This is a genomic window from Duncaniella freteri, assembly GCF_004766125.1.
Classification (GTDB): domain Bacteria; phylum Bacteroidota; class Bacteroidia; order Bacteroidales; family Muribaculaceae; genus Duncaniella; species Duncaniella freteri.
In genome coordinates this window covers 951,744-976,297 of the sequence record NZ_SJSA01000001.1, presented here as the reverse complement: position 1 = coordinate 976,297, position 24,554 = coordinate 951,744, and the positions used below count along the sequence as shown (strand labels likewise).

Sequence of the window (24,554 nt, the reverse complement as noted above, 5' to 3'; positions counted from 1 at the left end):
CAATATGCTCATAGTAATCGGCATTTAGTCGATTGTGATTTCGTCAACAAACAGGAATCCCGGGTGCCCTTTTCCGCCATGCCATTCGGGTATGGACTTCTCTGATGCGGCTATAACTCTCACGAAGCGTGTTTTCACAGGATTAAAAGAGTAAGCGTGCTCATACAAGCCGTTACGGTCGGTTTCCTTCATGGCCGGACTGGATTCGGAGACGATCTCAGTGTAATTCTCGCCATCCTCTGAGACTTCGACGGTCACACTGCGTGCGTCAAAAATCCAGTCACCTTTTTCCACACATGTAGTGAAAGTCAGGTTTGAGATTTCGGTCGGTTCAAGCAGGTCGATGGTCACATCCATATCGTTGCGATAAAAACCTATCCAACGCCCTGTCTTGTAATTGCCATTCCCTTTGAGTCCGTCGGTCAATGTGGTGATGCCATTGAATTCATATTGTTTGTTGACAGGCTGATTTGCCGTAATAGGCTTGGAGGTTGATTTGCTGAAGATGATTTTTTCTGTGAGGAGGCGGCTTTTGCCTGTCGGACGAATGGCAAGCGCGTTGAATGTGCAGTTCTCTCTGATAGCGACTATGCTGTCGGCTACAGGCGACTCGGTTGTCGGCACAGAGCCATCCAATGTATAGTGGATAGGTGCGCGGTCAATTGTCTTAGTGACTGCATCGACTGTCCCGGTGGCAGGATTTGGGATAAAATCCGCTTTGACATCAAACACGTGTGTGGCGTAATTATATCCTTCGGCATCATACAATTTCATCATTTGCAGCAGGCGTGAAAGGAAGTCCTCATAATTCTTCTTTTCAGGTTCGGACCATTGGATTTCGGCAAGAGCCGACCAACGTGGCAATGCCATGTATTGCAGATGAGAGAATGTGGGTATGTATTCTGACCAATGGTTGGCTTGCACGCCTACAATATGCTTTTGCTGCTCAGGGGTCAGAATGGATGGCATGGGATCGTAGCCATACACTCGTTCGAGCGGGATGTATCCGCCTATCCCCAGTGGCTCGTTCTCAATATCTTTTGTCTGGTAATAGTCGAAATACAGATAAGTGTTTGGGGTCATGATGACATCATGGTTCTGTCGGGCAGCCTCTATGCCGCCACCTTCGCCACGCCATGACATCACTGTGGCGTTGGGAGCCAGCCCTCCTTCAAGAATCTCGTCCCAACCGATGATCTGACGGCCGTGGTCGTTTAAGAATTTCTCGGCATGATTGATAACGTAGCTTTGCAGATACTCCTCTTTGCTGTGCCGATCGTTGCCCTTGATACCAAGCTCTTTGATCCGGGCCTGGCACTTGGGGCACTCCTCCCATCTGGTTTTAGGACACTCGTCGCCACCTATGTGTATGTACTCTGACGGGAACAGCCCCATCACTTCAGTGAGGATATCATCGATAAAGGTAAGCACACTGTCGTTGCCGGCACAGAGCACATTGTCCGATACGCCCCATTGGGTCCATACCTCATATGGGCCGCCTGTGCAGCCTAAATGGGGATATGCCGCCAAGGCTGCCTGCATGTGGCCCGGAAGGTCTATTTCCGGAATCACGGTGATGTATCTCTCAGCGGCGTATGCTACTACTTCTTTGATGTCTTCCTGTGTGTAGAATCCTCCGTATGGCTTGCCGTCATATTCGCCGGAATTGCGTCCTATCACTGTTTCCTTGCGTGTGGACCCTATCTGGGTAAGCAATGGATGTTTCTTTATTTCCATGCGCCAACCCTGGTCGTCGGTAAGATGCCAGTGCAGGCGGTTCATGTTATGCAGGGTCATCATGTCGATGTAGCTTTTAGCCTCTTCGACAGTGAAAAAATGACGTGAGATATCGAAATGTACGCCACGGTAACCGAATCGTGGATAATCGTTGATTTCAACGGCGGCCAGCACCGGAGTGCTTTTGTGGACCACAGGTATGGATTTGCGCAGAGTCTGGACGCCGTAGAACACACCGGCTTCGCTTGTCCCTGAAATTGTGACACCCTCCTGTGTGACATTCAGCCGGTAAGCCTCAGGATTTTCGGCAGGATGTCCGAGTTGCAGGAGTATATTCCCTTTGCCGTCCGTTCCGGTAGCTATGTCGTAGTCTGTACCGGTAGCTTTCTTGAGGTATTCCGCAAGGAACATGGCATTGCGACGCATTTTTTCATTTCCGTCGGGATAGATGATTTTTGTCCCGCTGTTAAGCACGAATTCCCCCTCTGAGGTGATTTTGATCTCCTGAGGAATAGGGATTGTGTGATAATTAGCAGTAGTTTTCTCTCCCGAACAGGCAGCCAACGCCCCTGTCACTGTAAGTATTCCGGCAAGTCTGAATAATTTTCTCATGGTGATTAGTGGATTGCAGATATTGAAATAACGCCACGAGGCATATTTAATGGCTGGGCCAGTGATGTCTTTTGACGTCCATAGAATAGCCAAGAAAATTCTGTTAAAGTAACAGAATTAAAGCGTCCGTTCAAAGATACTCAAATCCTCATGATTACGCAATAGCCTTGTATTAATTGACTGATAAATAGGATAAATATTGTGTTTATGATATTAAATGATTAGTTTTGTGGCTAATTAACTATAAACCGATTATCAAATGATAAATCCTATCACATATATTCTACGGAAATGGGCATTTGTTCGTATGGGTGTTTATGAATTCCAGTATAAGAGCGAATTTAAAATCTCAGATGGATATAATATGTTTACTTACATCATTGTGTTGGCAATGCTGTCGGTGGAAATAGGAGCAATATTTGCTTATGGTTATTTTGGAGGACGCTTGCATCTGCACCGCGGAGCGTCATTTGCATTTTCCTATGTGGCGTTATCGATTCTGGTCAATTATCTGATAGTCTCGGTGGTGCTGTTTCCATATAGAAAGCGTCATTATATAGAACGGTTATACCGCAGATATTCAACATTGCCTCTTGTCGAGCGAGAAAAACTCTTTTCGTTAAAAAACAGGGTCTCTTTAGTGCTTTATATCGGACTGTTTTTTTGGGGTGGATTGGTCCTTTTCGTCAATCTTATAATGTGGTTATATCCTAAATAACGTCTGTTATTCTAATATGAAGGTATTATGAGCAATCCTTTAAAGTCTGTATTCAGTATGATTGTTTAATATAGCAAAGTCATTAAAGTGATTATTAATCTATATCAACCCATTGCGCGGAAGTGGTCATATATGAGGATGGCTGCTGAAGAATTCTATTTTAAGAAACCATATGAGCCAAATCAGGAATATGCTATAATGAGGAATATAATCACTCTGTCGGTGATTCCAGTTGGACTTGTGTTCCTTTTTGCGTATGCCAGGCTCGTTGCACCTGTGTCACACCTAAACGCTTTGATATGCTTTAGTGCATGTTTAATGATGGGGTATATAATTGCAACATTGATAATCAGGAGTTTAAAGAAAATTGATTTTGTGCATAAATTGCATGAAAATTATATGATAATGCCAATTGCGACTCGTAAGAAGTTCTATTCATTTATAGAAGTTTTCAAGCTTATATTTCTATGTACTGTACTACCATGGGTAATGTGTTTCGTAATCATATTCGTTATATGCATATTGACTCCTAAATTATAAATATTAGTAAAATGGTAAATCCTATCACATATATTTTACGGAAATGGGCATTTGTTCGTATGGGTGTTTATGAATTCCAGTATAAGAGCGAATTTAAAATCAATGATTCGGTAAAAATTACCGAATCATTGTTATTATGGTTGTTCCCGAAATAACGTCTGTTATTCTAAATATGATGTGCATGGGATGAGGGGTGAGGTGCGTATTATTGTGCAGGATAGACCATTGATCGTGGCGATTGTGAATTGGATGGAGGAATTTTTGTAAATAAGGCGGGAGTGATGTAAATTTGTGGTCAGTAATTGACTGTAAAATGAAACAAGAGATAATTATACCTTCCCTCGATGCTTTGGATGCGGCTGCCGAGGAGTTTGTCGCTCTGATGGGCGATGAGACTGTCTATGCGTTCACCGGTGAGATGGGTGCGGGCAAGACCACTTTTATCAATGCGCTATGCCGTGCTCTCGGCGTGGAGGATGATCCTACAGGCTCCCCGACATTCGCTATAGTCAACGAGTACAGATCGGACACTACTGCCGAACTGATATATCATTTCGACCTCTATCGCATTGAGAATCTTGAACAGGCATTTGACATAGGTGTCGAGGACTATCTGGATTCAGGTGCGCTCTGCTTTATAGAATGGCCTGACCGTATTGATGATATACTTCCCGACGACACTGTGCGCGTCAATATCGAAGTGCTCCCTGACGGTGGCCGCCGCCTTACGATAGAGGGGATAAGCGAAGAGTGATGGAGATAATAAAGATCGAAAGCACCGATTCCACAAGCAGCCATCTTGCCGGTATAGCCGAGGGGTGTGCCCACGGAACTGCTGTGATGGCGAGGGTACAGACTGCCGGGCGCGGCCAGCGCGGCAACTCATGGGAGGCGGAGCCGGGAATGAATATCACCCTGTCCCTTCTTCTGCGTCCGGAGGGTCTTGAGCCTGCGCGTCAGTTCATAATCTCGCAGGCTGTGTCACTCGCCATTGTCGAGATGCTTGATAACTTTATCGGGGCTGATGCTGTCAGTATCAAATGGCCCAACGATATATATGTCAATGACTCCAAGATAGCCGGGATTCTGATTGAGAACGTGATTTCCGGTTCTGCCATAAGCAGGTCGATAGTCGGGGTAGGTCTTAACGTGAACCAGACGGAGTTTCTGTCCGACGCCCCCAACCCTGTGTCACTGAAGCAACTGTTGCCAAAGGTGGATTTCAATGTCGATGTTCTTGCCGAAGTTATGGTGTCGGATATTTTGGGCAAGGTGGATCAGGCCCTCTCGTCCGAGTGTGAAGCCGGAGAGATATCCGGAGAATATTTCGCCAGAATGTGGCGTGGCGACGGTTATTATCATCGCTATTATGATCATACGCGTGGATTGTATATGAATGCACGCATAGATTCGGTGGCTGCATCGGGTCACATAACGCTCACAGACCAAGCCGACGGTGTGGCGCGGACATATGCTTTCAAAGAAATCTCAGCAGTATTGTAAATGTCATCATCATCATCAGCCATTACTCTTGAGGAGTTCACCTCGCGCATAGCCGGAGCTGTCAACGGTGCTCCCGGGCTTGCGGGGATATGGGTGGTCGCCGAGACTTCCGATGTGCGCCGCTCCGGTCATTGTTATCTTGAGCTTGTGCAGAAGAATTCTGTGACGGGTGATCCTGTGGCGCGTTTGCGCGGCACCATATGGCGCGGCACATTCGCACAGATAGACATGAAATTCTCCGAAGCCACAGGTCAGCGGCTTGAGAGCGGTATGAAAGTGATGGTGCGTGTCACCGCATCCTTTCATCCCGCCTATGGACTTTCAGCCAATATCACCGACATAGATCCATCCTATACTCTCGGGGATCTTATGCGCAGACGGCTGGAGATCATAAATCGTCTGCGTGCCGAAGGGATCATCAACCTCAACCGAGAGGTGGAATGGGCTGATGTACCATTGCGGGTCGCAGTGGTCTCTGCTCCCGGCGCCGCGGGGTATGGCGACTTCATACATCAGCTGTACACGTCGCCGTCGCGTCTTGATTTCCGTGTCAGGCTCTTTCCGGCACTGATGCAGGGGGCAGGCGCGCCTGACGCCATAATCGCAGCCCTTGAAGCGATAGCATCCGAAGAGGATGAGTGGGATTGTGTGGTGATAATCCGTGGCGGCGGAGCAACGAGCGATCTTGCTGCATTCGACAACTACGACCTTGCATCCAATATAGCGCAATTCCCTCTTCCGGTGATAATAGGCATAGGACATGAGCGTGATGTCACAGTGCTTGACTATGTGGCAAACATGCGTGTCAAGACACCCACAGCTGCTGCCGAATGGCTTATAGCCCGCGGAGAGGAGGCTCTCGGTGAGCTTGACCGCTTGGCTCAGGAGGTGTACCGCATAGCATCCGATGTACTTGCCGGGAGCCGTGAGCAGCTTGCCAGGATTGCGGCTGTGCTTCCGCATCTTCCGGCAACGGCTTTAGGGAATGCCAGGGCGCGCATCGACCGTCTCTCGCTTGCATTGGGCGATACCGTCGCATCCAGGTTGAGGCCTGAGGCATCGCGGCTCGATGTGATTGCCGAACGTCTTGTGTCGGCTCCGTCAGTGGTGATTGAGCGTCAGCGCGCTGTGCTCGACCGTCTCGAAGGGCTTGTCAAGGTGCTGTCACCACAGGCTACTCTCGCACGAGGCTATTCCATAACCCGAGTAGGGGGGCATGCCGTGACTTCTGCCACCAGTCTTACGCCCGGCACCATAGTTGAAACCATCCTCTCCGACGGAGTGGTCCGGTCAACAGTAGGATAGCCGCATTTTAGAAATTAATAAAAGGAAGCCGGTGTCATAAATCGTACAGTATGACACCGGCTTTATCTCAATGTTTCACTTTAAATATTGGCGTGAAGTGATATTCCACGCCAATGTTGTATCATGCCTAAGAAAATTTTTGGTAAATCAGCCTTTATGGTCTATCTTTGCTGCCATATTCGTCAAAAGATAGAATAATGTCAGCATCTCGCGAGGATGAAATAAGGTTTGAACGATTGTTCCGTGACAATTATCAGCGGCTCTATCTCTATGCTCTCGACTGGGTAGAGGATGAGGAGCAGGCCAAAGATATTGTCGGGACACTCATGAGCGACCTGTGGGCGCAGCGTGACAGATGGCATCCCGACAACGAGGTGGCCTACATGTATGGCGCGCTGCGCAACAGATGCATCAGCCATCTGAAGAAAAATGTGCGCTATCGCGAGACGCTCGAAGAGTATCTCGAGGAGAAGCTCCGTCTGATTGACGAGGACATCAATGTCCACGAAGAAAACCTTGCTCGCATGGAGCAGATAATGGAGTCGTTGTCGCCGAGGACGCGTCTTATTGTGGAGAAATGCTATCTTGAAGGTCGCAAATATAAAGAAGTGGCCGAACTCCTGGACACGACTCCCGGCATGATACACAAACATATCAGTAAGGCTCTGGCGATATTCCGTAAAAAATTTCTGCATCGCGGGGGTACCGACTGAGCCGCCCGGTTGTCAACAACAATGAAATAACTATTATGAAAGAGGGCAGTGAACATGACATGGACACCCGCGATGATGACAACTTGCATCATGACGACGGACTGAATGACGATGAGCGTCTCATGCGGCATATGGTCGGGATGTCACATCGCAGAAAGACCTCACGCGTCGACCCTGACGATGCGTGGGAGTCGTTCAGACACGACGTGATCGCACCTGAACGAGAACGTAAGCACCGTTTCGGTGTGCTACATATGACTTTGGCCACACTCTGCGGAGCGGTCGCCATGCTTGTCGTCGTGTTGGCTCTCGGCCTGCTGCCAGGCAAGAGCGACGTGACAGGTCATACTGTCATGGGCGACTATATCGCGCTCAGTCATAAAGAATCGCCACGGCATGTGAGCCTGGAGACCGAAGGTCGTGAGGACGTGCTCGATGCCACCGAGCCGATCTCGTTTGTGCCCGAGCCAGAGGTCGTCGCCACAGCTTACCGCACTGACAAGTATCGTAAAATATCCACACCACGAGGCATGGGCGTGAAAATCATACTGCCCGACAGTTCGGAAGTATGGCTCAATGCTGACAGCTACATCGAATTTCCCGAACGCTTCCGTAAGGGCGTACGCATGGTAGCTGTCAGCGGAGAAGTTTTTTTCAAGATTACACCCGATGCCTCTTCGCCCTTTATTGTGAAATCTCCTCAGATAGACGTGCGCGTGCTCGGGACCGAATTCAACTTCAATAACTACAGCCCCGACAACACTCAGGTGGCACTTGTCAGCGGCAAGGTTGATATACTCTCGCCAGAAGGCTCCGGTCTCGCCACACTCTCGCCGGGGGAGGCGGCTGTGTGTGACGCTGACGGCACCGTAGAAGTGGAAAAGGTCGACACTTACGCACTCACGCAATGGGTCGAGGGTTTTTTCTATTTTGATGATATACCGCTGATAGATGTGCTGCGCGAGCTGGGCAGGTGGTACAACATGGGAGTCGTGTTTCACAACCGCGAAGTGATGAACAAAAAAGTCCACTTCTCGGCCATGCGCACCGAGCCCGTGGAGCTCGCAATCGAGAGCCTTAACCGGCTGAACATTGCCGAAATCAAAGTGGTCGGTCATGACATTATTGTTGACTGAATTGTAGAAAAATTGATATAAATTCAAATATTTTTACACAATAGGGGTACTGATTCTATGAAATGGTTGTCTTTTAAGAAAAATTATACATCAACCATTATCATTTTATCACATGCCAACCAAATCAATCAAAAATCACAGCCTGTTAGGAATGTTAAGGCTGGTGGGACTGTTGATGTGCCTGTTCATGCTAAGCCCTGCGCATGCATCGGCTCAGAAAAATGCCGGCACTCCCATAACCTACAAGTGTGAGAACGAGAAGTTGTCAAAAGCTCTGAGCGAAGTGGAACGTCTCTCGGGCTACTATCGGCTACAGTATCTCAGCGAGGATGTGTCGCCCTATCGGGTGTCGGGATCATTTGATAAGGCTACGGTTGAGACGGTAGTGACATCACTGCTTAAAGCGACACCTCTGCGCTACAGTGTCAACGGACGTTACATAGAGATTTACAATCCTAAGGTAAAGGCGGCGAAGACGTTCAGCATCAGTGGTTCAGTCACCGACGAGGAGGGCGAGCCTCTTGTCGGGGCCATCATAGCCGTCAGCGGCACCGACTATGGCGCGATAGCGGATATGGACGGTAAGTTCTCGCTCAAAGTCAATACCGTCAAACCCGTATTATCGGTAAGTTATGTAGGCATGCTCACCCGTGACATCCCCGTGAGCGAGTCGGATGCCAGCAAGCCACTCAGCGTGGTGCTGCGCCCTGCAGTCGAAATGATGAGCGAAGTCGTAGTCACAGGCTATCAGGAAATCAAGAAAGAAAAAATGACCGGCTCGGTGGCGACTGTCTCGTCGGCCAAACTCGAGGAACGCTACACCCAAAACCTCCTTGCCAATCTCGAAGGCCAGGTGGCCGGTCTCTCCACCTATGGCGGAAAGCCTGTGATACGTGGTGCCGGCACACTCTACGGCTCCACGGCCCCGTTGCTTGTAGTCGACGGTATGCCTATCGAGGGTAACATCGAGGACCTTAATCCCTATGACATCGAGAGTGTCAACGTGCTCAAAGATGCCGCTGCAGCAGCTATCTACGGAGCCCGCGCCGCCAACGGTATCATTGTGATTTCCACCAAGAACGCCAAGAAGCAGGGCAAAATCGACATCGACTTCGCCACCAATATCACCTGGTATGAGAAGCGTAATGTCGATTATGCCGACAACTACTACATGACACCGGCCCAGCAGGTAGCGGTGGAGAGCGACTATTGGGAATATGCCTATATGAGCGGAGAGAAACCCAACAGTGTCAGCAATATGGAGCGGGAATTGTCAAACGGTTATTCCATATCGCCGCTTGAATATGCGTATTATCAGCTGGCCAAGGGTGAAATTAACCGTAATCAACTCGAAGCAACAAAAGCACTGTTGTCAAACAATAATTTTGCCAAAGACCTTGCCGACAATATGCTACACCGTCAAGTAGTGCAGCAATACAACCTCTCTTTGCGACAGTCATCCGACAAAGCCCGCAATAATGTCGTGGTCAACTATAAGCATGACAATGTTGGCAAGTATAATCACCGCAACGACTGGTTTAATGTATATTACAAAGGCAGTTTTGACTTGGCCAAATGGCTCACCGCGACAGTAAGTATCAATGGAGTGTATTCCAATGTTCAGGAATACGGAGGAGATTATTCTACCGAAAACATTTATGATCCTTTCGGCAATTTGCCATATGTTTCGTATAAAAACGCTGACGGATCTACTCGTCCGTTCTATTATGGTGGCTATGGAAATGAACACACACAATACTGGTCATTGCAGGATGGCATAGCCGATATGATAGTCAATCCTCGTCAGGAAGCTCGTGATAATGTCCAGACCACACGTCGTCAGGAGATGCGCTATCATGCCGATCTTCTCTTTAAGATACTCCCCGGTCTTACAGCCAATACACAGTTTATCTATGAGGTTACAGCCAAACGCATGCGCAACTATGCCAACGAGAATAGTTATGCAGCACGTGTAATGAAAAACGGTTTTGCTGATTATCGAAATGGCAAGGTCGTATATCTGACTCCCGAGAACGGAGGCATCCTCAAGACCGAGAATGTTGACGGCAACTATTGGACTTTGCGTGGCCAGCTCAATTATACGCGTAAATTTTTTGATAAGCACGAGATTTCAGCAATAGCAGGTACGGAGTTTCGTCAGACGAGAATGTGGGGAGAGAAGCAGTTGCTCCTCGGTTATGACGACCAGCTTCAGACATCTGCCAACCACACTGTCGATTTCAACGCTCTTAAAAATCTCGGATACTCGGCTCCTTACTGGAAGATAGGCACCTATTCAGGCCGTATCAACACTTATCAGTTTCAGCGCGACCAAGGTATAGTCCCCGAAGTGCGTCACCGTTACGCCTCAGGCTATTTCAATGGCACCTATACCTATGATGACCGTTACAATCTGTTCGGTTCATACCGTAAGGATTATGCGGATGTCTATGGTCTCAATGCCAAGTTTCGAGGCAAACCGCTATGGTCGGTCGGTGCGGGATGGAATATCCATAAAGAGGATTTCATGCATGATTATACTTGGCTTGACTTCCTAAAACTTCGCTATTCATATGGTGTGACCGGTAATATATATCAGGGTGTCACATCTTATATGACAGCTACTACAGGTCTGACCAACCACGATACAAATGTTCCTTATGGCGAAATCGGTTCTCCGGCCAATCCCAATCTCCGTTGGGAGCAGAACCGGACACACAATGTCGGTATAGATTTCAGTCTCTTTGATTATCGTCTGCGAGGCAATGTGGATTACTATCGTAAGGAAGGTCGTGACATATTCGGTAACAAACTGCTTGACACGACCACCGGTTTCAGTGCTATGAATGCGAACGTTGCTTCAATTCTCAATCAGGGTATTGAGCTCTCAGTCGGCTATGACTGGTTTCGTCCATCATATAAAAATGATTTCTCATGGACAACCAATGTGACGTTATCATACAATACCAATAAGGTGACATATGTGGAGAATCCTCAGACCAGTGCGTATGGTCTTATTAACACTCCTTATAAAACAGGTTATCCTGTCAACACGCTGTGGATGTTCCGGTTTGCCGGAATTGACGACACTCCGGGCTCGGAAGGACAGTCGCTTTATTACAACGGCTATGGCGAAAAGGTGCACGAAGTGTATTATTATGGTGATGCCTCCGCGCTTGCTTTTGGCGGACAGTCTGATCCCAAAGTGATTGTTGGCCTTGACAATCAGATGAAGTGGCGTGATTTCTCCATTGGGTTCCTTCTTGCCTATTATGGCGGTCACAAAATGTTCTGTCTTCCGTTCCGAGATAGATTTGAGGGCGATTTTTATGGGCCTGTCGCGTCTTACTATCTTGATAGCTGGACTCCTGATAATCCATCGGATGTTCCTGCAATCGGTCAGTGGGCTCATTCATCGTCAACGGATTCCTCGCCCGATGTCTCCAGCCGTGCACTTCATGATGCGGATTTCATCAAGTTTCGCAATATAATATTCGGATATGATGTACCCGTCAGCGTTCTTCGTCATCTTGGAGTCAACCGCTGCTCGCTACGTTTCCAGATTAATGACCCAAAGGCTGTCTGGACCAAAGACAAGGTGGATTTCGATCCCGAGACAGGTGGACTACGTATTCCTTCAAGCTATGTATTCGGTCTCAATATCAATCTATAAACCATCACAATCATGACGATTAAAACATTTCTAAATATAGCGGCCATTTCGGTGGTTTCAACACTCTCGCTACAGTCGTGCGAAAGTTTCACCGATATTGACCAAAAAGGCACTAATCTTCTATCCAAGACCTCCGATCTCGAACTGTTGCTCAATAGACGGTATAGTCTTGAATATACTGATATGGGTACTGTAAACGGCGATATGATTGATGGCTTTGAATGTGGCTACATACCGTCAGAATTGGAGAAAGTAACCAAGTCAACGCCCATCATTCTGCTTACTCTTGATGAGCAAGCCCATGCTTCAGTGCTTCCTGTCACCAACAGTAATGACGGTTATTATAGCAGTTGTTATCAGGTGATAGGTCGTGTATGCAATCCGATACTTTCGCTTGCTGATGAGGCTGAGGGCCCCCAGGAACATAAAAATCGCTTGAAGGCTGAGGCTTACGCCATGCGGGCGTTCTTCGAGTATGCCGCTGCCCAGAAATATGCCAGGGTGTATAATCCGGCAACGGCCGATGCCGAGATGTGTGTGCCTATTGTACCGGAAAGCTGGGACATTCAGATTCCGACCACACAAAGCACTCAGAAAGAAGTGTATGCTCAGATTCTTTCCGACCTGGATAATGCTATAAGTCTTGACGCACTTCCCGAAGTGGCGATTAACCGCATGCGTTTCTGTGCGGCAATGCCCTATGCGGTCAAGGCTCATGTGCTTATGTCTATCCACGATTATGATGGGGCGGCACTCGCAGCATCCGAGGCTTTGAAGAGAGGCGATGTGATCAATGACTATGCCGATTATCTGGTCGATGATATGTCCACATATGGTTGTCCGATTACAAAGTTTGTCCCAGTTACTCCGTTGAATCTTGAAGAAAACTATTTTGCCTCATCCGCTCAGATAAATTATAACATTATCATGCCGAGCAGTGATAAGATGTTTGAGGATGGTTCTTATATGAAGGATAACCTGATAACAACCCTATTGTCCGGCAGGGGCTCTTACTTTCCGGGGGATCTTGTTAGCGACTCATTGGAGATACTCAAAAGAAATGAGACTAATTATGGAGTTCCTTACAATGTGACCAGTGACTTGGAGTCTACACATAACCAGACAGGCATAAAGACTACTCATATGTATCTGATATTGGCGGAGTGCGCCATTAATAAGGGACGTATTGACGAAGCGATGGGATATCTTGACAAGATACGAGTAAAGCGTATAGCTCCGGCTCATTACCGGCCTCTTCTCGGCAATGTGACCACAAAGACAGATGCAATAGCGGCACTCAAGAAAACTGTCCATGGCGAGTATTGCTACTCGATATGGAATTTCATTACCTGTAAACGATGGACCATACTTGACGACTACAAGGAGACTCGTACAAGAGAACTTTTAGGCAAGACATACACCCTCACGCCTGAGTCGGATATGTGGGTATTTCCATTCCCTGTCACTGTAATATCACAGAACCCAAATATCAAGAATAACTACACAACAAAATAAATATCAGAACATTTCGTGATTAAAAAGCATTATGAAACATTTATTAATTCCTGCCTTTGCTCTTTTGTTGCTCATCGGATGTTCGGCTCCAAAGAGTGACAATACATTTACCATCAACGGCACTGTCAACGGATCTACAGATGGCGAACTGGTCATCGCTTCATTTCATAACAGCATAGACAGTGTGGTCAATGACACGGTTGAAATCCGTGACGGTCACTTTATTTTCACAGGAGAAGTCGCTCCATACGGAGGATTGGCCTATATAACTTATGGCGAGGAGTCCGAGCCATATAAGGGTGACAATCAGACAGGTCTTTATTTTAGTCCGGGTGTGACGGAGATTGCCTTTGAGAAAGGTAATGTAAATCAGGCTATTGTCTCCGGCTCGCGTCAGCAGGAGATAGACGAGTGTCTCAATAAATTCTATGAGGAGTATTGGGCGCGCCAAAAAAAGCTCAGAGCCGATTATGAGCAGGGACTTATATCCAAGGAAGAGTATGATAGACAGGCCGATGCTGCCTTCCGCGAATTTCCCGCCACACAGGCGAAGTATGTAGCCGAGAATCCTGATACATATTGGGCCTACAGGATGTTACTATCATTATCATCCCGTTATGATGCCGAGAAGTGTGATTCGCTCTATACTCTTATTTCACCCGAGTTGAAGGCAGATGACAAAGAGCTTGCAGTTGCTATCGAAGCATGTCTGGCTACACAGCCCGGCAAGCCGGCTCCTGAGCTTAAAGGTCACGACCCTCTGAGAGACATTGATTTCAGCCTTGCGGATCTGAAAGGCAAATATGTAGTGATAGATTTCTGGGCTACATGGTGCAAGGGTTGTGTGATGGGACTGCCACATATCAAAGAACTTTATGACAAGTATCACGACAAAGGGCTCGAAGTACTGGCCATGTCGTCAGACTATGATGTCAATGTCTGGAAGCAGTATATGGAATCGCACGACATGAAGGACTATTATAATATCCTTGTGTTTGAGGATGCATCGACCGACCAATCGGGACGCATATTGAATGATTCCAGAGACAACCGTCAGTCTTGTCGCTATAACGTCACATTCATTCCCCGCACATTTCTCATCGGTCCCGACGGCAATATCATAGGTGATCTCGAAGGTGAGGACCTTGACAAGAAACTTGTCGAGATATTCGGTGAGTAGACCCATAATTACGGAAAGAACAGTCATAGCTTCAAAAACATATATAATTAACGTGAGTTCGATATAAGGAATCAGAACAAAGTAAATTGATTGTCCGACATGAACTCCAGTGAGACAGACGGTTTCTTTGGGAGGAAACAGTATGCGGCAATGGCACTCAAGGCATTGGTTATGAAATTTGAGAGCGACCTATGTCTTGAGTGTTCAATTTGAACTATGTTCTTAAGTCCGTCATTAACAAAGCTCTTTTGCGAAGCATAATATTGTCGGGGACCGACATCAGGGAGTTCCTCATGTTGTTTTTGACTTTGGTAATGAGCTGGATACATCTCCGCAGAGTCTGCCTTTGATATTTTCAATGAAAGATTCTGAGTAGAGAGGCTCGCGGTCATCGACATTTCCGGGAGTGAACATATAGTTCAGGATCTCGCCTTTATCATTTGATTATAAGATGTAGCTTGAAACTGAAGAACCGAACCATCACTAAGAAAATCAGCCACTTAGCTTTATGCTAAATGGCTGATTATTTATTACTGGTTTGTGAGATTCTTATATCGAACTCACGTTATTTTACGGTCTACTGCTGAAGCTGCATACCGTCGAGGCAGAACCATGATGGTGTGCGCATACGTCCCTGCTCGTCTTTGTCGGACGAATCGAGATAGAACACCACCTTATCCACTGCTCCAAGTCCGGCGAGGTCAAATCGGGTCCAGTTGTTCACGATATAATCCCATGCCGGATTGTTGGCGTTATGCCCTTTTTTGCATGAAAGATCGAATGTGAGGCTTCCTGTCTCTCTGCCTTGGTTGAATCCTTTGGCTGTAAGGGTGAAATAGTCGCCTTGTTCAAATTTTTTGACTCCGCCGGGCACATAGGTCTGCCATACTCCTTTGGGCTTGGAAGGCACGTTGGGATTCTCTTTGGGTTCTTCCTCTGTGCCTAAGGCATCGCCATACGACATGGCATTGAAAGCCCATGTCGTATTGCTCACGAGTATATATTCTATGACTCTTGGTTGGCTCATGGTGAAGAACGCATCATCGCCGTTGACGTGACACACCAGATATGTGCCGGTGGTGTTGGGTCGGGTCGAGAAAGTGCTGTAGCGCATTGAGTCTACGGCAGCCTCTGTTCCGGTCCAAGTGAGAGAGCGCATGCTGCGGTTGCTGGCACAGAATCCGCCGGTGAGCTGATTGCCGCTTGAAACGGCGTTGAAGTGTATGCCTTGCACGTCAAATCCGCCTTGGGTGATTACATGGCTGAAACGCTGTGGCGGTGCTACTTCATCGAATGTGATGTTGGTGGCGTGAGGTATCACCAGATCTATGTCATCGCTGCATGAGGTGCTGACCATCGATGTCATCGCCAAAGCTAATATGGTGTATATTCCTGTTCTTTTCATATTGTTGAGGTGTTATTCTAAGCCTGGGTTTTGATCTATCTTATTTGAATGAGCCTTGATTTCATCATCGGGAATAGGCCAGCAGTACTGGTTGGTGCTGAAATTGACATCAGGTTTGAGGGTGTATATCCAGGGGCGTCCCTCGTGTTCGATACGTACGGCAGCGAACCATGGCGACTCGTTCTCCATGATGAGCGTCACCACATACTCCTTGAAAATCTCGTCCATAAGCTGCTCATGGGTCGATACTCCTGTGATAGCAGGCAGAACGGGATCGGTGTAGGTGGCCCTCATCTTGTTGAGTTCCGCCAGTGCGCCGCTGATGTCGGAAGGATTGGTGAGCGCGAGCAGCTCGGCTTTCATGATGTACAGCTCGGCATAACGGAAGTTATAGGATGTGTATTTGTCGTTAAGACCTTCTACGCGGCCTCTGTGATACAATTTGACAGGGATATCGTCCTTGCGTTCTTCCTGCCATGTCTCGGGGGAGCGGGCTTCGCCGAAAGTAACGGCATAGCGCGGGTCCTCTTTGATCCATTCGTGGGTTATTTCGCCGAACTCTTTGTTGTAGTACAATCCGTAGGAATATGTGAACTCAGACCATGAGAAACCTGAGCCGTCGCCGAGATAACGTCCGAAAAGGAGTTCGTTCGAGTCCCAGGCGTTCTCGTAGAGGTCGGCAAGCACCGGTTCCATCTTGAACTTTGCAGGTGCATCCTTGAAGATTGTATTGACTAGGTCGAGTGATTTGGCATAGTCGCCGTCCCATCCGCGGTAGAGATAGAGCTTTGCAAGCATTGCCTGAGCAAACTGTTTTGACACATGGCGAGGATTGTCATAGTCGGCAAGATAGGAAATGGCAAACTCCAGGTCGTCAATGACTTTCTGATAGCTGTCGCCTACAGAGATTCTTTCGACCATAAGGTTGGAAAGCTCTGACGGCATGTCGCGGTACAGTAGTCCGTAGGGTGAATCGGCGGTGCTGAACCAATGGGTGAATCCCCACATCAGGTGGAGATAGGCATATCCGCGGAAGAAACGAGCCTCGGCAAGAAGAGCATTCTTGGCATCAACGCTTGGATAGAAGTTGTCGGCGAGATTGCTGACACCTGTTATGGCGACATTGGAGGCGTTGACCACATCGTACCATGACTTCCATGTCGCGGAGGTGTTATTGTTGGTCTGGGTGTATGCCATATTGAGCATTGTGGAATTGTAGTTCCACAGGCCTGCCATGTCATGCCATTTTCCGTAGATCTCTCCGCCGAGATTGCTGTTGGCTATATAGCGTCCGTAGATACCGTTGACAAGATTTTTGGCTCCGGTGTAGTCTCTTGCGGCATTGTCAATGGTGAGCTGGTGTTCCGGCTGCTCGGTGAGAAAATCCTCACAGGATGTGACGGTTACCGCCAAGCCGAGCAGTAGGGGGAGGATATATGATTTCTTCATGATTTTCTAAAGTTAGTCAATTGTGAGCTTCAGACCGAAATTGAATGTCTTTGCGGCAGGATAGGTGCTGTAGTCAGTGCCTGTGCCGTAGAGCGCGCTTCCGCTTGTGGAGAAGTTGCCCTGAGGGTCCATGCCGGGATATTTGGTGATAGTGAAAAGATTGGTTGCCTGGAATGTGGCTTCAATACCCTTGATGAGATATTTTGAGAACCATTTCTGTGGCAGACGGTAGGATAGATTGAGCGCGCTCAGACGCATATATGATGCATCGTGTAGCCAGCGGTTGGTGAACACGCTGTTCTGTCCCACACCGTAGTGGGTGATGATCGGATATGTGGCACCGGGGCCTTTCATTGTCCAGCTGTCGAGCACGAGGTTGGGAGCGTTGTAGACGTTCACGCCTCCAAACTTTGATGCCTCGCCGTCCCAGAAGCGTTTGCCTCCGAGAGAGTAGGTGAATGTCATGTTGAACATAAGGCCTTTCCATATGAGTGTCGAACCGAAGCCGCCGAACACTTTGGGATTGGCAGATCCGAGTATCTTGCGGTCGCCGTCGGCTGTGATCTTTCCGTCTCCGTCAAGATCGACGATGTATATGTCGCCCGCACCTTCGGTAAAGGAGCTCGCCCTGTAGAAATTGGCGGGACGGCCTGTGGTGGGATCGAAGGGTTTGAGGGCCCATACCTCCTCGTCATTCTCGTAGAAGCGGCCTGCATCCACATATCCGTAGAATGTGCCGAGCTCGCCACCCTCTTCAAGTTTGAATCGGTCGTTGGCTGTGCCTCCGAGGAATTTTGTCACACCGTTGAGCTTTTCAAGTTTGCCTTTGTTGTGGGCTGCGTTGAAGTTGATGTCCCATGTGAGGTCACGGTCTCGGAATATGGAGACGGTCACATCAAATTCCACACCTGTGTTGCTGATGGCTCCCACATTCTGGTTGGTGCTTGAGAATGCTGATGAGGTGGGCACAGGTCGGCTTGTGATGAGGTTGTCCACATACTTGCGGTACCATCCGAATGAACCGCGGATGCGGTCGTCGAGGAATCCGTAGTCCAGTCCTATGTCAGTCTGGTTCTGAGATTCCCATTGCAGGAGATTGTTGCCGAGCGAGGAGGGGTAGGCTCCAGGCTGTCCGTCATAGCTGTTGGATGTGATGTAGCTTGTATAGTCATAGTAGCCGAGGTTCTGTGAGCCTGTCTTGCCATACGATGCGCGTATCTTTGCATAGGACAGGACATTGCGCAGAGGTGACATGAAGTCCTCGTTGGAGATGATCCAGCCGATGGCTCCCGAGGGGAAATAGCCCCAACGCTGGTCCTTACCGAAACGGGAAGAGCCGTCGGCGCGGAATGTGGCTGTGAGTAGGTAGCGGTTAAGCAGCTTGTACTGCACGCGGCCGAAAGCCGATACCATTGATGAGTTGTACTTGTTGCTGTTGATGCTGCTGCGGGTTGCTGCACTGCCGAGGTTGGTGAGGATATCATCATCGGGATAGTTGGAGCCTGCGGCATACAGGAACTGGCTTGACTGGCGTTCGAGCGACTGTCCTATCATGGCAGTGAGGTCATGTATACCCATTGTCTTATAGAATGTGAGAAGGTTGTCCCACATTATCACAGAGTTCTGGGTGTCACGCTGGCTGCCTGAGTTGTTGCCGCCGTCATAGGAGCGGCGAGTGAACAGGTCGGAATTGATATTGGAGTATGTGGCTGTGAGTGTGGACCGGAACTTCAGGAAGGGGAATATGTCGTACTCTATGAAGGCATTTCCGTTGAAGTTCTTGGAATCACTGTCGTTTTTGTCGAGTAGCTCGATCAGCGGGTTCTTGGTGTAGAAGTCGATGGTGTTGATCTCGCCGTCCTCGTTGTACATGGGATAGTCGGGGCGCATGCCTATGATCTTGTTGATCATATTGTCCTTGTTGGTGGCTCGGCGGGTGGATGCGTCCATGTTGAGTCCGAATTTCACCTGTTCGCTTGCTTTTGCCTCAAAGTTGAAGCGTGCTCCGAAGTAGCGTGAGGATGATCCTTTCACGATACCGTCCTGATCCTTGAAATTGACAGAGGCATAATATGAGGTGGTCTTGCTGCCTCCGCGTATCGATACGTTGTAGTCCTGGGCGAGAGCATCCTGGGTCATTGCGTCCCAGTAGTTGTCATGTCCGTCATAGTAAGCGTTTGGAAGCCACATGTCGGCGATATCGCTCATATCCCATTCCGAGGTGTTGAGCAGATTGAAGCGGTCGGCGTCCATGTACTTCTTATTGAAGTATGTGAGACCTCCGTTGCGGAAGGCTTCCACAAGGTTGGCTCGTTTGGAGAATGATATGTACTCCTCGGCATTCATTGATTTGAATGCGTCGGAATCAATCTTCTGCCATCCTACTCTGCCGCTGAATTCTATGGTGGGCTTCATTCCTTCCTGGCCGCTCTTTGTGGTGACGATCACCACGCCGTTGGCAGCACGCGAGCCGTAGATTGCTGTTGCGGAGGCATCCTTGAGAATGTCCACACTTGCTACGTCGTTGAGGTTGAGGTTATAGAGGGCGTTGGATACACTTCCGTCGATGGAGCTGTTGTACTGAGGCACTCCGTCAATCACCCATAGAGGCTGTCCGTCGCCCGAAAGAGAGGACTGTCCGCGTATCACCACCGATACCGGAGATGTGGGCGACGCGCTTGATATCATTACGTTTACACCCGCAGCCTTGCCTTGCAGAAGGCTTGACACGCTTGATGTCATAGGTGCCATTTCCACGTCGCGGGTTGTGAGTCGCGACACAGAGCCTGTGAGGTCCTTTGCCTTGGCTGTGCCGTAGCCGATCACTACAACTTCGTCAAGGTTGCTTGTGTTGGAGACCATGACGATTTCCATGTCCTTTCCTGCTACAGCAGGGATTGTCTGGGTAGCCATGCCCACATAGCTTACCACAAGCTGAGGATTCTTCCTGACGTCAGTGTTATTGGGAAGAGTGAAGCATCCGTTGACATCGGTTACTGTGCCGATCTTTGCATCCTTGAATCTTACGGTGGCTCCCGGCAGAGGTTCGCCGTCAGTGTCCATTACGATGCCCGTGATGGTCTCGATTGACCTTTGGGCGGCTGGTACAGGTGCAGCACTGTTGTTGCCGGCTGAATACGCCTGGATAGCTCCAGGCATTAATCCCATTAGAATGAGGGCTATAGCAATCGCTCTCGGCGAGTTACAAATTTCCCCCCCGGGTTTGTTAAAAAGTGTAAACATTTCTTTGGGGATGAATTGTTAATAATGTGATTTGATGATTGAACGTGAAATGAAAGAAGTGTAAAAATGGATGATTGGTTGCAAATTTATAATAATTTAAGTTCTTTACAAAGGAAAATTGTAAAAAAATTAAGTGTTTTTTATACACTCTTTAATCAGAGGAGGCTAATCTGTAAAGTCACAAGACTTAATCATCTAAAGGTGCGATAATGTCGTTTAGAATTCCTATCTTTGCAACCTGTTATACAGTCTTTAAAAATAAAGAAAGATGAAACATATATTAGCATTCATAATTTTGGGCGTTGTGGCAGTAGTCATGCCAGGGTGCGGCTCGAAGAGCAGCCACAACACCGATCCGGTTGTGGCAGAGAATGTTGAGGTGCAGAACACACAGCTTGCCGAGGCTCTTAACACTGGTGATTTAAGGCATGCTTCGGAAATGGCTGACAGTATGTCGCTTTTTGTTGACGATCTGACCCCTGAGCAGACCGTGCAGGTGTTGATGGCATTTCTATCGGTGCATAACGAGGCTGTAGCCAAGGGTGACCGTCGCCTCGATCTTGAAACCCTCCGTAAATATGTGGATGTCTACGATATAGCAGTCAATGCCAATCCCAAGGATACGCGCGCTGCTTTTGCGAAAGCCAATAAGATCAATCCTGATGTCGATTTTGACGCTGTGGCAAAATCGTTCCGGGAGAAACTATCGCAGTATGATGCCATACAGGATGGCTCGCTTGTGGCTCCGGAGCCTTCCGAAAGTGAGGCTGCCGATACAGTAAAAGAAGAAATTCCACTTGATTTAAGACCGGCAGAATGAATAAGCGCAACATAATCACGTTTCTGATAAGCGTAGTCGCCATTGCGGTGATAGCTTTCGCGTTCTTCTATCCCGATGCGAGCCAGGGCAATGAGCTGAGGCAGCATGACATGCTTCAGGGTATCGCTATAAACCAAGAGGTCAAGACCCATCTTGAGTCCACCGGAGAGACTCCTCGATGGACCAACGCCCTGTTCTCTGGGATGCCGACATTCCAGATCAGCGTTGATTACCCATCCGCCCATCTTTACAGCTGGGTCAACCATGTGATGGGGCTCGGGCTTCCGTCGCCCTCATCGCTCATAGCCATGATGATGATGGGGTTCTTCATAATGCTCATTGCTATGGGGATGCGGTGGTATATAGCCCTCATAGGGGCTGTAGCCTATGGATTCTCCACCTATTTCGTCATTATAATAGGTGCCGGGCATATATGGAAATTCGTCACTCTTGCCTATGTTCCTCCTACTATCGGAGGTGTCATACTGTGCTATCGCGGCAGGTATCTTGCTGGTGCGGCAATGGCGGCATTCTTTGCCATGATGCAGATTGCCAACAATCATGTGCAGATGACCTATTATTTCCTGTTTGTGATACTCGGCGTTGTGATAGCCTTCCTTATATCAGATTATAAGTCCAAGAATCTCAGAGGATGGGGGAAGGCTACAGGATTTCTTGCCGTTGCAGCTGTTCTTGCCGTTGCGGCCAATATGCCTAACCTTTACAACACTTACGAGTACTCCAAGGAGACTATGCGCGGGCGTCACTCAGAGTTGACACAGCCCAATGCCGATGCGGCGCAGTCAACATCGGGTCTTGATAAGGATTATATCACCCAGTACAGCTATCAGCCGTCAGAGACCTTCTCTCTGCTCATCCCGAATATCAAGGGAGGAGCCTCGGCTCGTCCGGAACAGGGCAAGTTCAAGACTATGAGTCTCGGAGAGCTCGACGGAGCCAGGGAGCATGGTCAGATGGAGCAGCAGTATCTATCGTATATGAGCCAGTATTTCGGTGACCCCGAGGGGACTAACGGTCCGGTGTATGTAGGAGCTCTTATATTCGCTCTTTTCCTTTTGGGGTGTATCATAGTGAAAGGTCCGTTGAAATGGGCTCTGGTGGCTCTCACTGTGTTCTCCATCGTGCTCGCATGGGGCAGACATGCCATGACATTCACTGATATCATGCTTTCGGTGGTGCCGATGTACTCCAAGTTCCGTACAGTCGAGAGCATACTTGTTATAGCAGAATTCACCATGCCTCTGCTTGCAGTAATGGCTTTGCAGCAGCTGCTTGTCACTGAAGGAGCTTATGCCAGATACCGCAAGGCTTTCTTCTGGAGTTTCGGAATCACTCTCGGACTTTGTGTGATAGGGTGGCTGGCTCCAGGAATGTTCGGTTCCGCGATTTCCGACAACGACAGGATGATTGACGGATACATCATGTCGTCACTTGTACAGCAGGGCTATGACAATAGCACAGCACGACAGTTCTCCCTCAGCAACCCAGCGATATATTCGGCTGTTGAGTCGCTTCGCTACGGACTTGTGTCGGCTGATGCCTTGAGAAGTCTGCTGATAGCAGGCATAGGAGGGGCGTTCATCATGCTTTTCATGACAGGCAGGATGCGTGCGGTGTGGACTGTTGCGGCTGTCGGTGTGCTTGTGCTTGCCGATCTCTACAGTATCAATAAGCGTTACCTGAGCCATGACAGTTTTGCCCCTAAGCAGCTCACTGTAGGGACCCCCATAGCCAAAACCCCGGCAGACGAGATGATACTCAGGGACACTATGCAGAATTATCGTGTGATGGATATACCGCGCTTCTACAGTGCCGATCCGTCATATTATCATAAGACTATCGGTGGCTATCATGCAGCAAAGCTCACTCGTTACCAGGATCTCATAGACCGTCACCTGTCACACTTCACTCAGGACTCTCAGGCCGATGCCGACTGGAATGTGCTCAATATGCTCAATGCCCGATACATAGTCGGAATGGATGGCAGACCTTTGCTCAATCCTGAGGCTATGGGCAATGCATGGTGGGTGGAAAAGTTAAGCTATGTCGATAATGCCGATGCCGAGATGGCTGGGCTTTCGCGTATCAATCCTGCTGTTGAGGCTGTGGCTGACAGCCGTTTCCGGGCGACTCTCGGAGATGGGGCGGCTGTGGCTCCGGGTGATACCATCTATGAGACCACATATGCACCTGACCGGCTGACCTACAGGGCAAAGAGTGCCAATGGCGGTGTGGCTGTTTTCTCCGAGGTGTATTTCCCTTGGGGATGGGAGGTAACCATCGACGGCAAGCCTGCTGAGATAGGCAGGGTGAATTATGTGCTCCGCGCACTCAGAGTGCCTGCCGGTGAGCATGAGATAGTCATGACGTTCGATCCTAAATCGCTTCGTACCACAACGGCTCTTGCCACGGTATCCATTATTCTCATATATATAGCTGCGGCTGCGGCTTTCTTCTTTGCCGTGCGCCCACGCAAGAGGAAAGAGGATAAGGCTTCCGTATGACGATTCTTCTTGGCAGGCGGGTCAGGCGATGGTGGCGCGGCAAGGGGCATGGTGTGCACTCGCCGTTCGCTTTCAGGTTCATACGCTGCGTGCTGCGTGAGAACGGGGCTTATTATGCTTCCTCGGAACTTGCGCGTATGGATAACTCTGAGTGGCTCGGAGTGCTTTTCCGTCTCGTGTGTGAGTTTGAGCCGGATGAGGTGATATCCACAGGGCTTACAGCCGGTGAGCGTTGCGCTGTGGAGATGGCTGACAGCCGTACCGTGATTGTGTCTTCAGGCGAGCGTGACCGTATAGTGATGAAGTGCAGAGGCTTGTCGGTGACAGTTGTGCGTGATGTGCTGTCGTCGCGAGCCCATTGGGAGGATATGAAGAGCGGGATGAGATGTGGTATGACTTTCACTAACGGCAGGGTAGGGATAGTGGTGCCTCGCGCTGATCTCCCACGCCAGGATTTTGAAATAAACTTTTAGGTGTTTC

At 48.7% G+C, this 24,554-nt stretch carries 16 protein-coding genes and 1 pseudogene; 12 read left to right on the top strand and 5 right to left on the bottom strand.

All coding sequences use genetic code 11. The features are described 5' to 3' along the window. Positions 1-24: 24 nt before the first annotated feature. Entirely contained in the window at positions 25-2,349 is a 2,325-nt protein-coding gene (locus EZ315_RS04195) for a glycoside hydrolase family 20 protein (protein ID WP_135470883.1), read from the bottom strand. Between the two features lie 259 nt (positions 2,350-2,608). Here EZ315_RS04195 and EZ315_RS04190 point away from each other — a divergent pair, with 259 nt between their 5' ends. The 9 genes from EZ315_RS04190 (at position 2,609) to EZ315_RS04150 (ending at position 14,632) form a co-directional block, all read left to right on the top strand. Continuing rightward, positions 2,609-3,067 carry a hypothetical protein gene (locus tag EZ315_RS04190; RefSeq protein WP_135470881.1) on the top strand — a complete coding sequence of 153 codons (459 nt, stop codon included), beginning with the start codon at positions 2,609-2,611 and terminating at the stop codon, positions 3,065-3,067. Between the two features lie 853 nt (positions 3,068-3,920). After that, complete coding sequence (gene tsaE, locus EZ315_RS04185) at positions 3,921-4,361, top strand: tRNA (adenosine(37)-N6)-threonylcarbamoyltransferase complex ATPase subunit type 1 TsaE (RefSeq protein ID WP_135470879.1); 441 nt, start codon at positions 3,921-3,923, stop codon at positions 4,359-4,361. Further along, on the top strand, positions 4,361-5,110 hold the full coding sequence (locus EZ315_RS04180) for a biotin--[acetyl-CoA-carboxylase] ligase (protein ID WP_135470877.1): 750 nt from the start codon (positions 4,361-4,363) through the stop codon (positions 5,108-5,110). The genes tsaE and EZ315_RS04180 overlap by 1 nt, the downstream gene beginning before the upstream one ends. Next, entirely contained in the window at positions 5,111-6,415 is a 1,305-nt protein-coding gene (gene xseA / locus EZ315_RS04175; protein WP_135470875.1) for an exodeoxyribonuclease VII large subunit, read from the top strand. It begins immediately after the preceding gene. A 197-nt stretch (positions 6,416-6,612) separates the two neighbouring features. Then, positions 6,613-7,128 (top strand): sigma-70 family RNA polymerase sigma factor, encoded by a 516-nt coding sequence (locus tag EZ315_RS04170; RefSeq protein WP_135470873.1) that lies wholly within the window; start codon positions 6,613-6,615, stop codon positions 7,126-7,128. A 35-nt stretch (positions 7,129-7,163) separates the two neighbouring features. After that, a complete protein-coding gene (locus EZ315_RS04165) occupies positions 7,164-8,264 on the top strand; it encodes a FecR family protein (protein ID WP_135470871.1) in 1,101 nt (366 codons plus the stop codon). Positions 8,265-8,376: 112 nt separating this feature from the next. Next, positions 8,377-11,937: a SusC/RagA family TonB-linked outer membrane protein gene (locus EZ315_RS04160; RefSeq protein WP_135470869.1), complete on the top strand. Its 3,561-nt coding sequence runs from the start codon at positions 8,377-8,379 to the stop codon at positions 11,935-11,937. 12 nt (positions 11,938-11,949) lie between these two features. Beyond that, positions 11,950-13,452, top strand: a complete 1,503-nt coding sequence (locus tag EZ315_RS04155) for a RagB/SusD family nutrient uptake outer membrane protein (RefSeq protein WP_135470867.1) — start codon at positions 11,950-11,952, stop codon at positions 13,450-13,452. Positions 13,453-13,483: 31 nt separating this feature from the next. After that, positions 13,484-14,632: a TlpA disulfide reductase family protein gene (locus EZ315_RS04150; protein ID WP_135470865.1), complete on the top strand. Its 1,149-nt coding sequence runs from the start codon at positions 13,484-13,486 to the stop codon at positions 14,630-14,632. Between the two features lie 214 nt (positions 14,633-14,846). On the opposite strand, the pseudogene EZ315_RS16970 reads toward EZ315_RS04150, so the two are convergent. The 4 genes and pseudogenes from EZ315_RS16970 to EZ315_RS04130 all read right to left on the bottom strand — a co-directional run bounded on the left by EZ315_RS16970 (position 14,847) and on the right by EZ315_RS04130 (position 20,645). Next, positions 14,847-15,046, bottom strand: a pseudogene (locus tag EZ315_RS16970) (transposase). A gap of 163 nt (positions 15,047-15,209) precedes the next feature. Continuing rightward, complete coding sequence (locus EZ315_RS04140; RefSeq protein ID WP_135470863.1) at positions 15,210-16,037, bottom strand: DUF4465 domain-containing protein; 828 nt, start codon at positions 16,035-16,037, stop codon at positions 15,210-15,212. A 12-nt stretch (positions 16,038-16,049) separates the two neighbouring features. Beyond that, complete coding sequence (locus EZ315_RS04135) at positions 16,050-17,486, bottom strand: RagB/SusD family nutrient uptake outer membrane protein (RefSeq protein ID WP_135470862.1); 1,437 nt, start codon at positions 17,484-17,486, stop codon at positions 16,050-16,052. Positions 17,487-17,498: 12 nt separating this feature from the next. Beyond that, on the bottom strand, positions 17,499-20,645 hold the full coding sequence (locus EZ315_RS04130) for a SusC/RagA family TonB-linked outer membrane protein (protein WP_242452491.1): 3,147 nt from the start codon (positions 20,643-20,645) through the stop codon (positions 17,499-17,501). 352 nt (positions 20,646-20,997) lie between these two features. Between EZ315_RS04130 and EZ315_RS04125 the strand changes: the two genes are divergently transcribed. From EZ315_RS04125 to EZ315_RS04115, 3 genes are read left to right on the top strand one after another with little or no spacing between them, the layout of a single operon-like run. Next, complete coding sequence (locus EZ315_RS04125) at positions 20,998-21,549, top strand: hypothetical protein (RefSeq protein ID WP_135470858.1); 552 nt, start codon at positions 20,998-21,000, stop codon at positions 21,547-21,549. After that, on the top strand, positions 21,546-24,074 hold the full coding sequence (locus EZ315_RS04120; RefSeq protein ID WP_135470856.1) for a glycosyltransferase family protein: 2,529 nt from the start codon (positions 21,546-21,548) through the stop codon (positions 24,072-24,074). Before EZ315_RS04125 ends, EZ315_RS04120 begins: the two co-directional genes overlap by 4 nt. Further along, entirely contained in the window at positions 24,071-24,547 is a 477-nt protein-coding gene (locus EZ315_RS04115; RefSeq protein WP_135470854.1) for a hypothetical protein, read from the top strand. The genes EZ315_RS04120 and EZ315_RS04115 overlap by 4 nt, the downstream gene beginning before the upstream one ends. The last annotated feature ends 7 nt before the right edge of the window (positions 24,548-24,554 follow it).

What these genes read in the sequence shown, in the direction of transcription:
- EZ315_RS04195 (WP_135470883.1), bottom strand. Translation starts at nt 2,349, where the DNA reads ATGAGAAAATTATTCAGACTTGCCGGAATACTTACAGTGACAGGGGCG.
- EZ315_RS04190 (WP_135470881.1), top strand. Translation starts at nt 2,609, where the DNA reads ATGATAAATCCTATCACATATATTCTACGGAAATGGGCATTTGTTCGT.
- tsaE (WP_135470879.1), top strand. Translation starts at nt 3,921, where the DNA reads ATGAAACAAGAGATAATTATACCTTCCCTCGATGCTTTGGATGCGGCT.
- EZ315_RS04180 (WP_135470877.1), top strand. Translation starts at nt 4,361, where the DNA reads ATGGAGATAATAAAGATCGAAAGCACCGATTCCACAAGCAGCCATCTT.
- xseA (WP_135470875.1), top strand. Translation starts at nt 5,111, where the DNA reads ATGTCATCATCATCATCAGCCATTACTCTTGAGGAGTTCACCTCGCGC.
- EZ315_RS04170 (WP_135470873.1), top strand. Translation starts at nt 6,613, where the DNA reads ATGTCAGCATCTCGCGAGGATGAAATAAGGTTTGAACGATTGTTCCGT.
- EZ315_RS04165 (WP_135470871.1), top strand. Translation starts at nt 7,164, where the DNA reads ATGAAAGAGGGCAGTGAACATGACATGGACACCCGCGATGATGACAAC.
- EZ315_RS04160 (WP_135470869.1), top strand. Translation starts at nt 8,377, where the DNA reads ATGCCAACCAAATCAATCAAAAATCACAGCCTGTTAGGAATGTTAAGG.
- EZ315_RS04155 (WP_135470867.1), top strand. Translation starts at nt 11,950, where the DNA reads ATGACGATTAAAACATTTCTAAATATAGCGGCCATTTCGGTGGTTTCA.
- EZ315_RS04150 (WP_135470865.1), top strand. Translation starts at nt 13,484, where the DNA reads ATGAAACATTTATTAATTCCTGCCTTTGCTCTTTTGTTGCTCATCGGA.
- EZ315_RS04140 (WP_135470863.1), bottom strand. Translation starts at nt 16,037, where the DNA reads ATGAAAAGAACAGGAATATACACCATATTAGCTTTGGCGATGACATCG.
- EZ315_RS04135 (WP_135470862.1), bottom strand. Translation starts at nt 17,486, where the DNA reads ATGAAGAAATCATATATCCTCCCCCTACTGCTCGGCTTGGCGGTAACC.
- EZ315_RS04130 (WP_242452491.1), bottom strand. Translation starts at nt 20,645, where the DNA reads ATGCCTGGAGCTATCCAGGCGTATTCAGCCGGCAACAACAGTGCTGCA.
- EZ315_RS04125 (WP_135470858.1), top strand. Translation starts at nt 20,998, where the DNA reads ATGAAACATATATTAGCATTCATAATTTTGGGCGTTGTGGCAGTAGTC.
- EZ315_RS04120 (WP_135470856.1), top strand. Translation starts at nt 21,546, where the DNA reads ATGAATAAGCGCAACATAATCACGTTTCTGATAAGCGTAGTCGCCATT.
- EZ315_RS04115 (WP_135470854.1), top strand. Translation starts at nt 24,071, where the DNA reads ATGACGATTCTTCTTGGCAGGCGGGTCAGGCGATGGTGGCGCGGCAAG.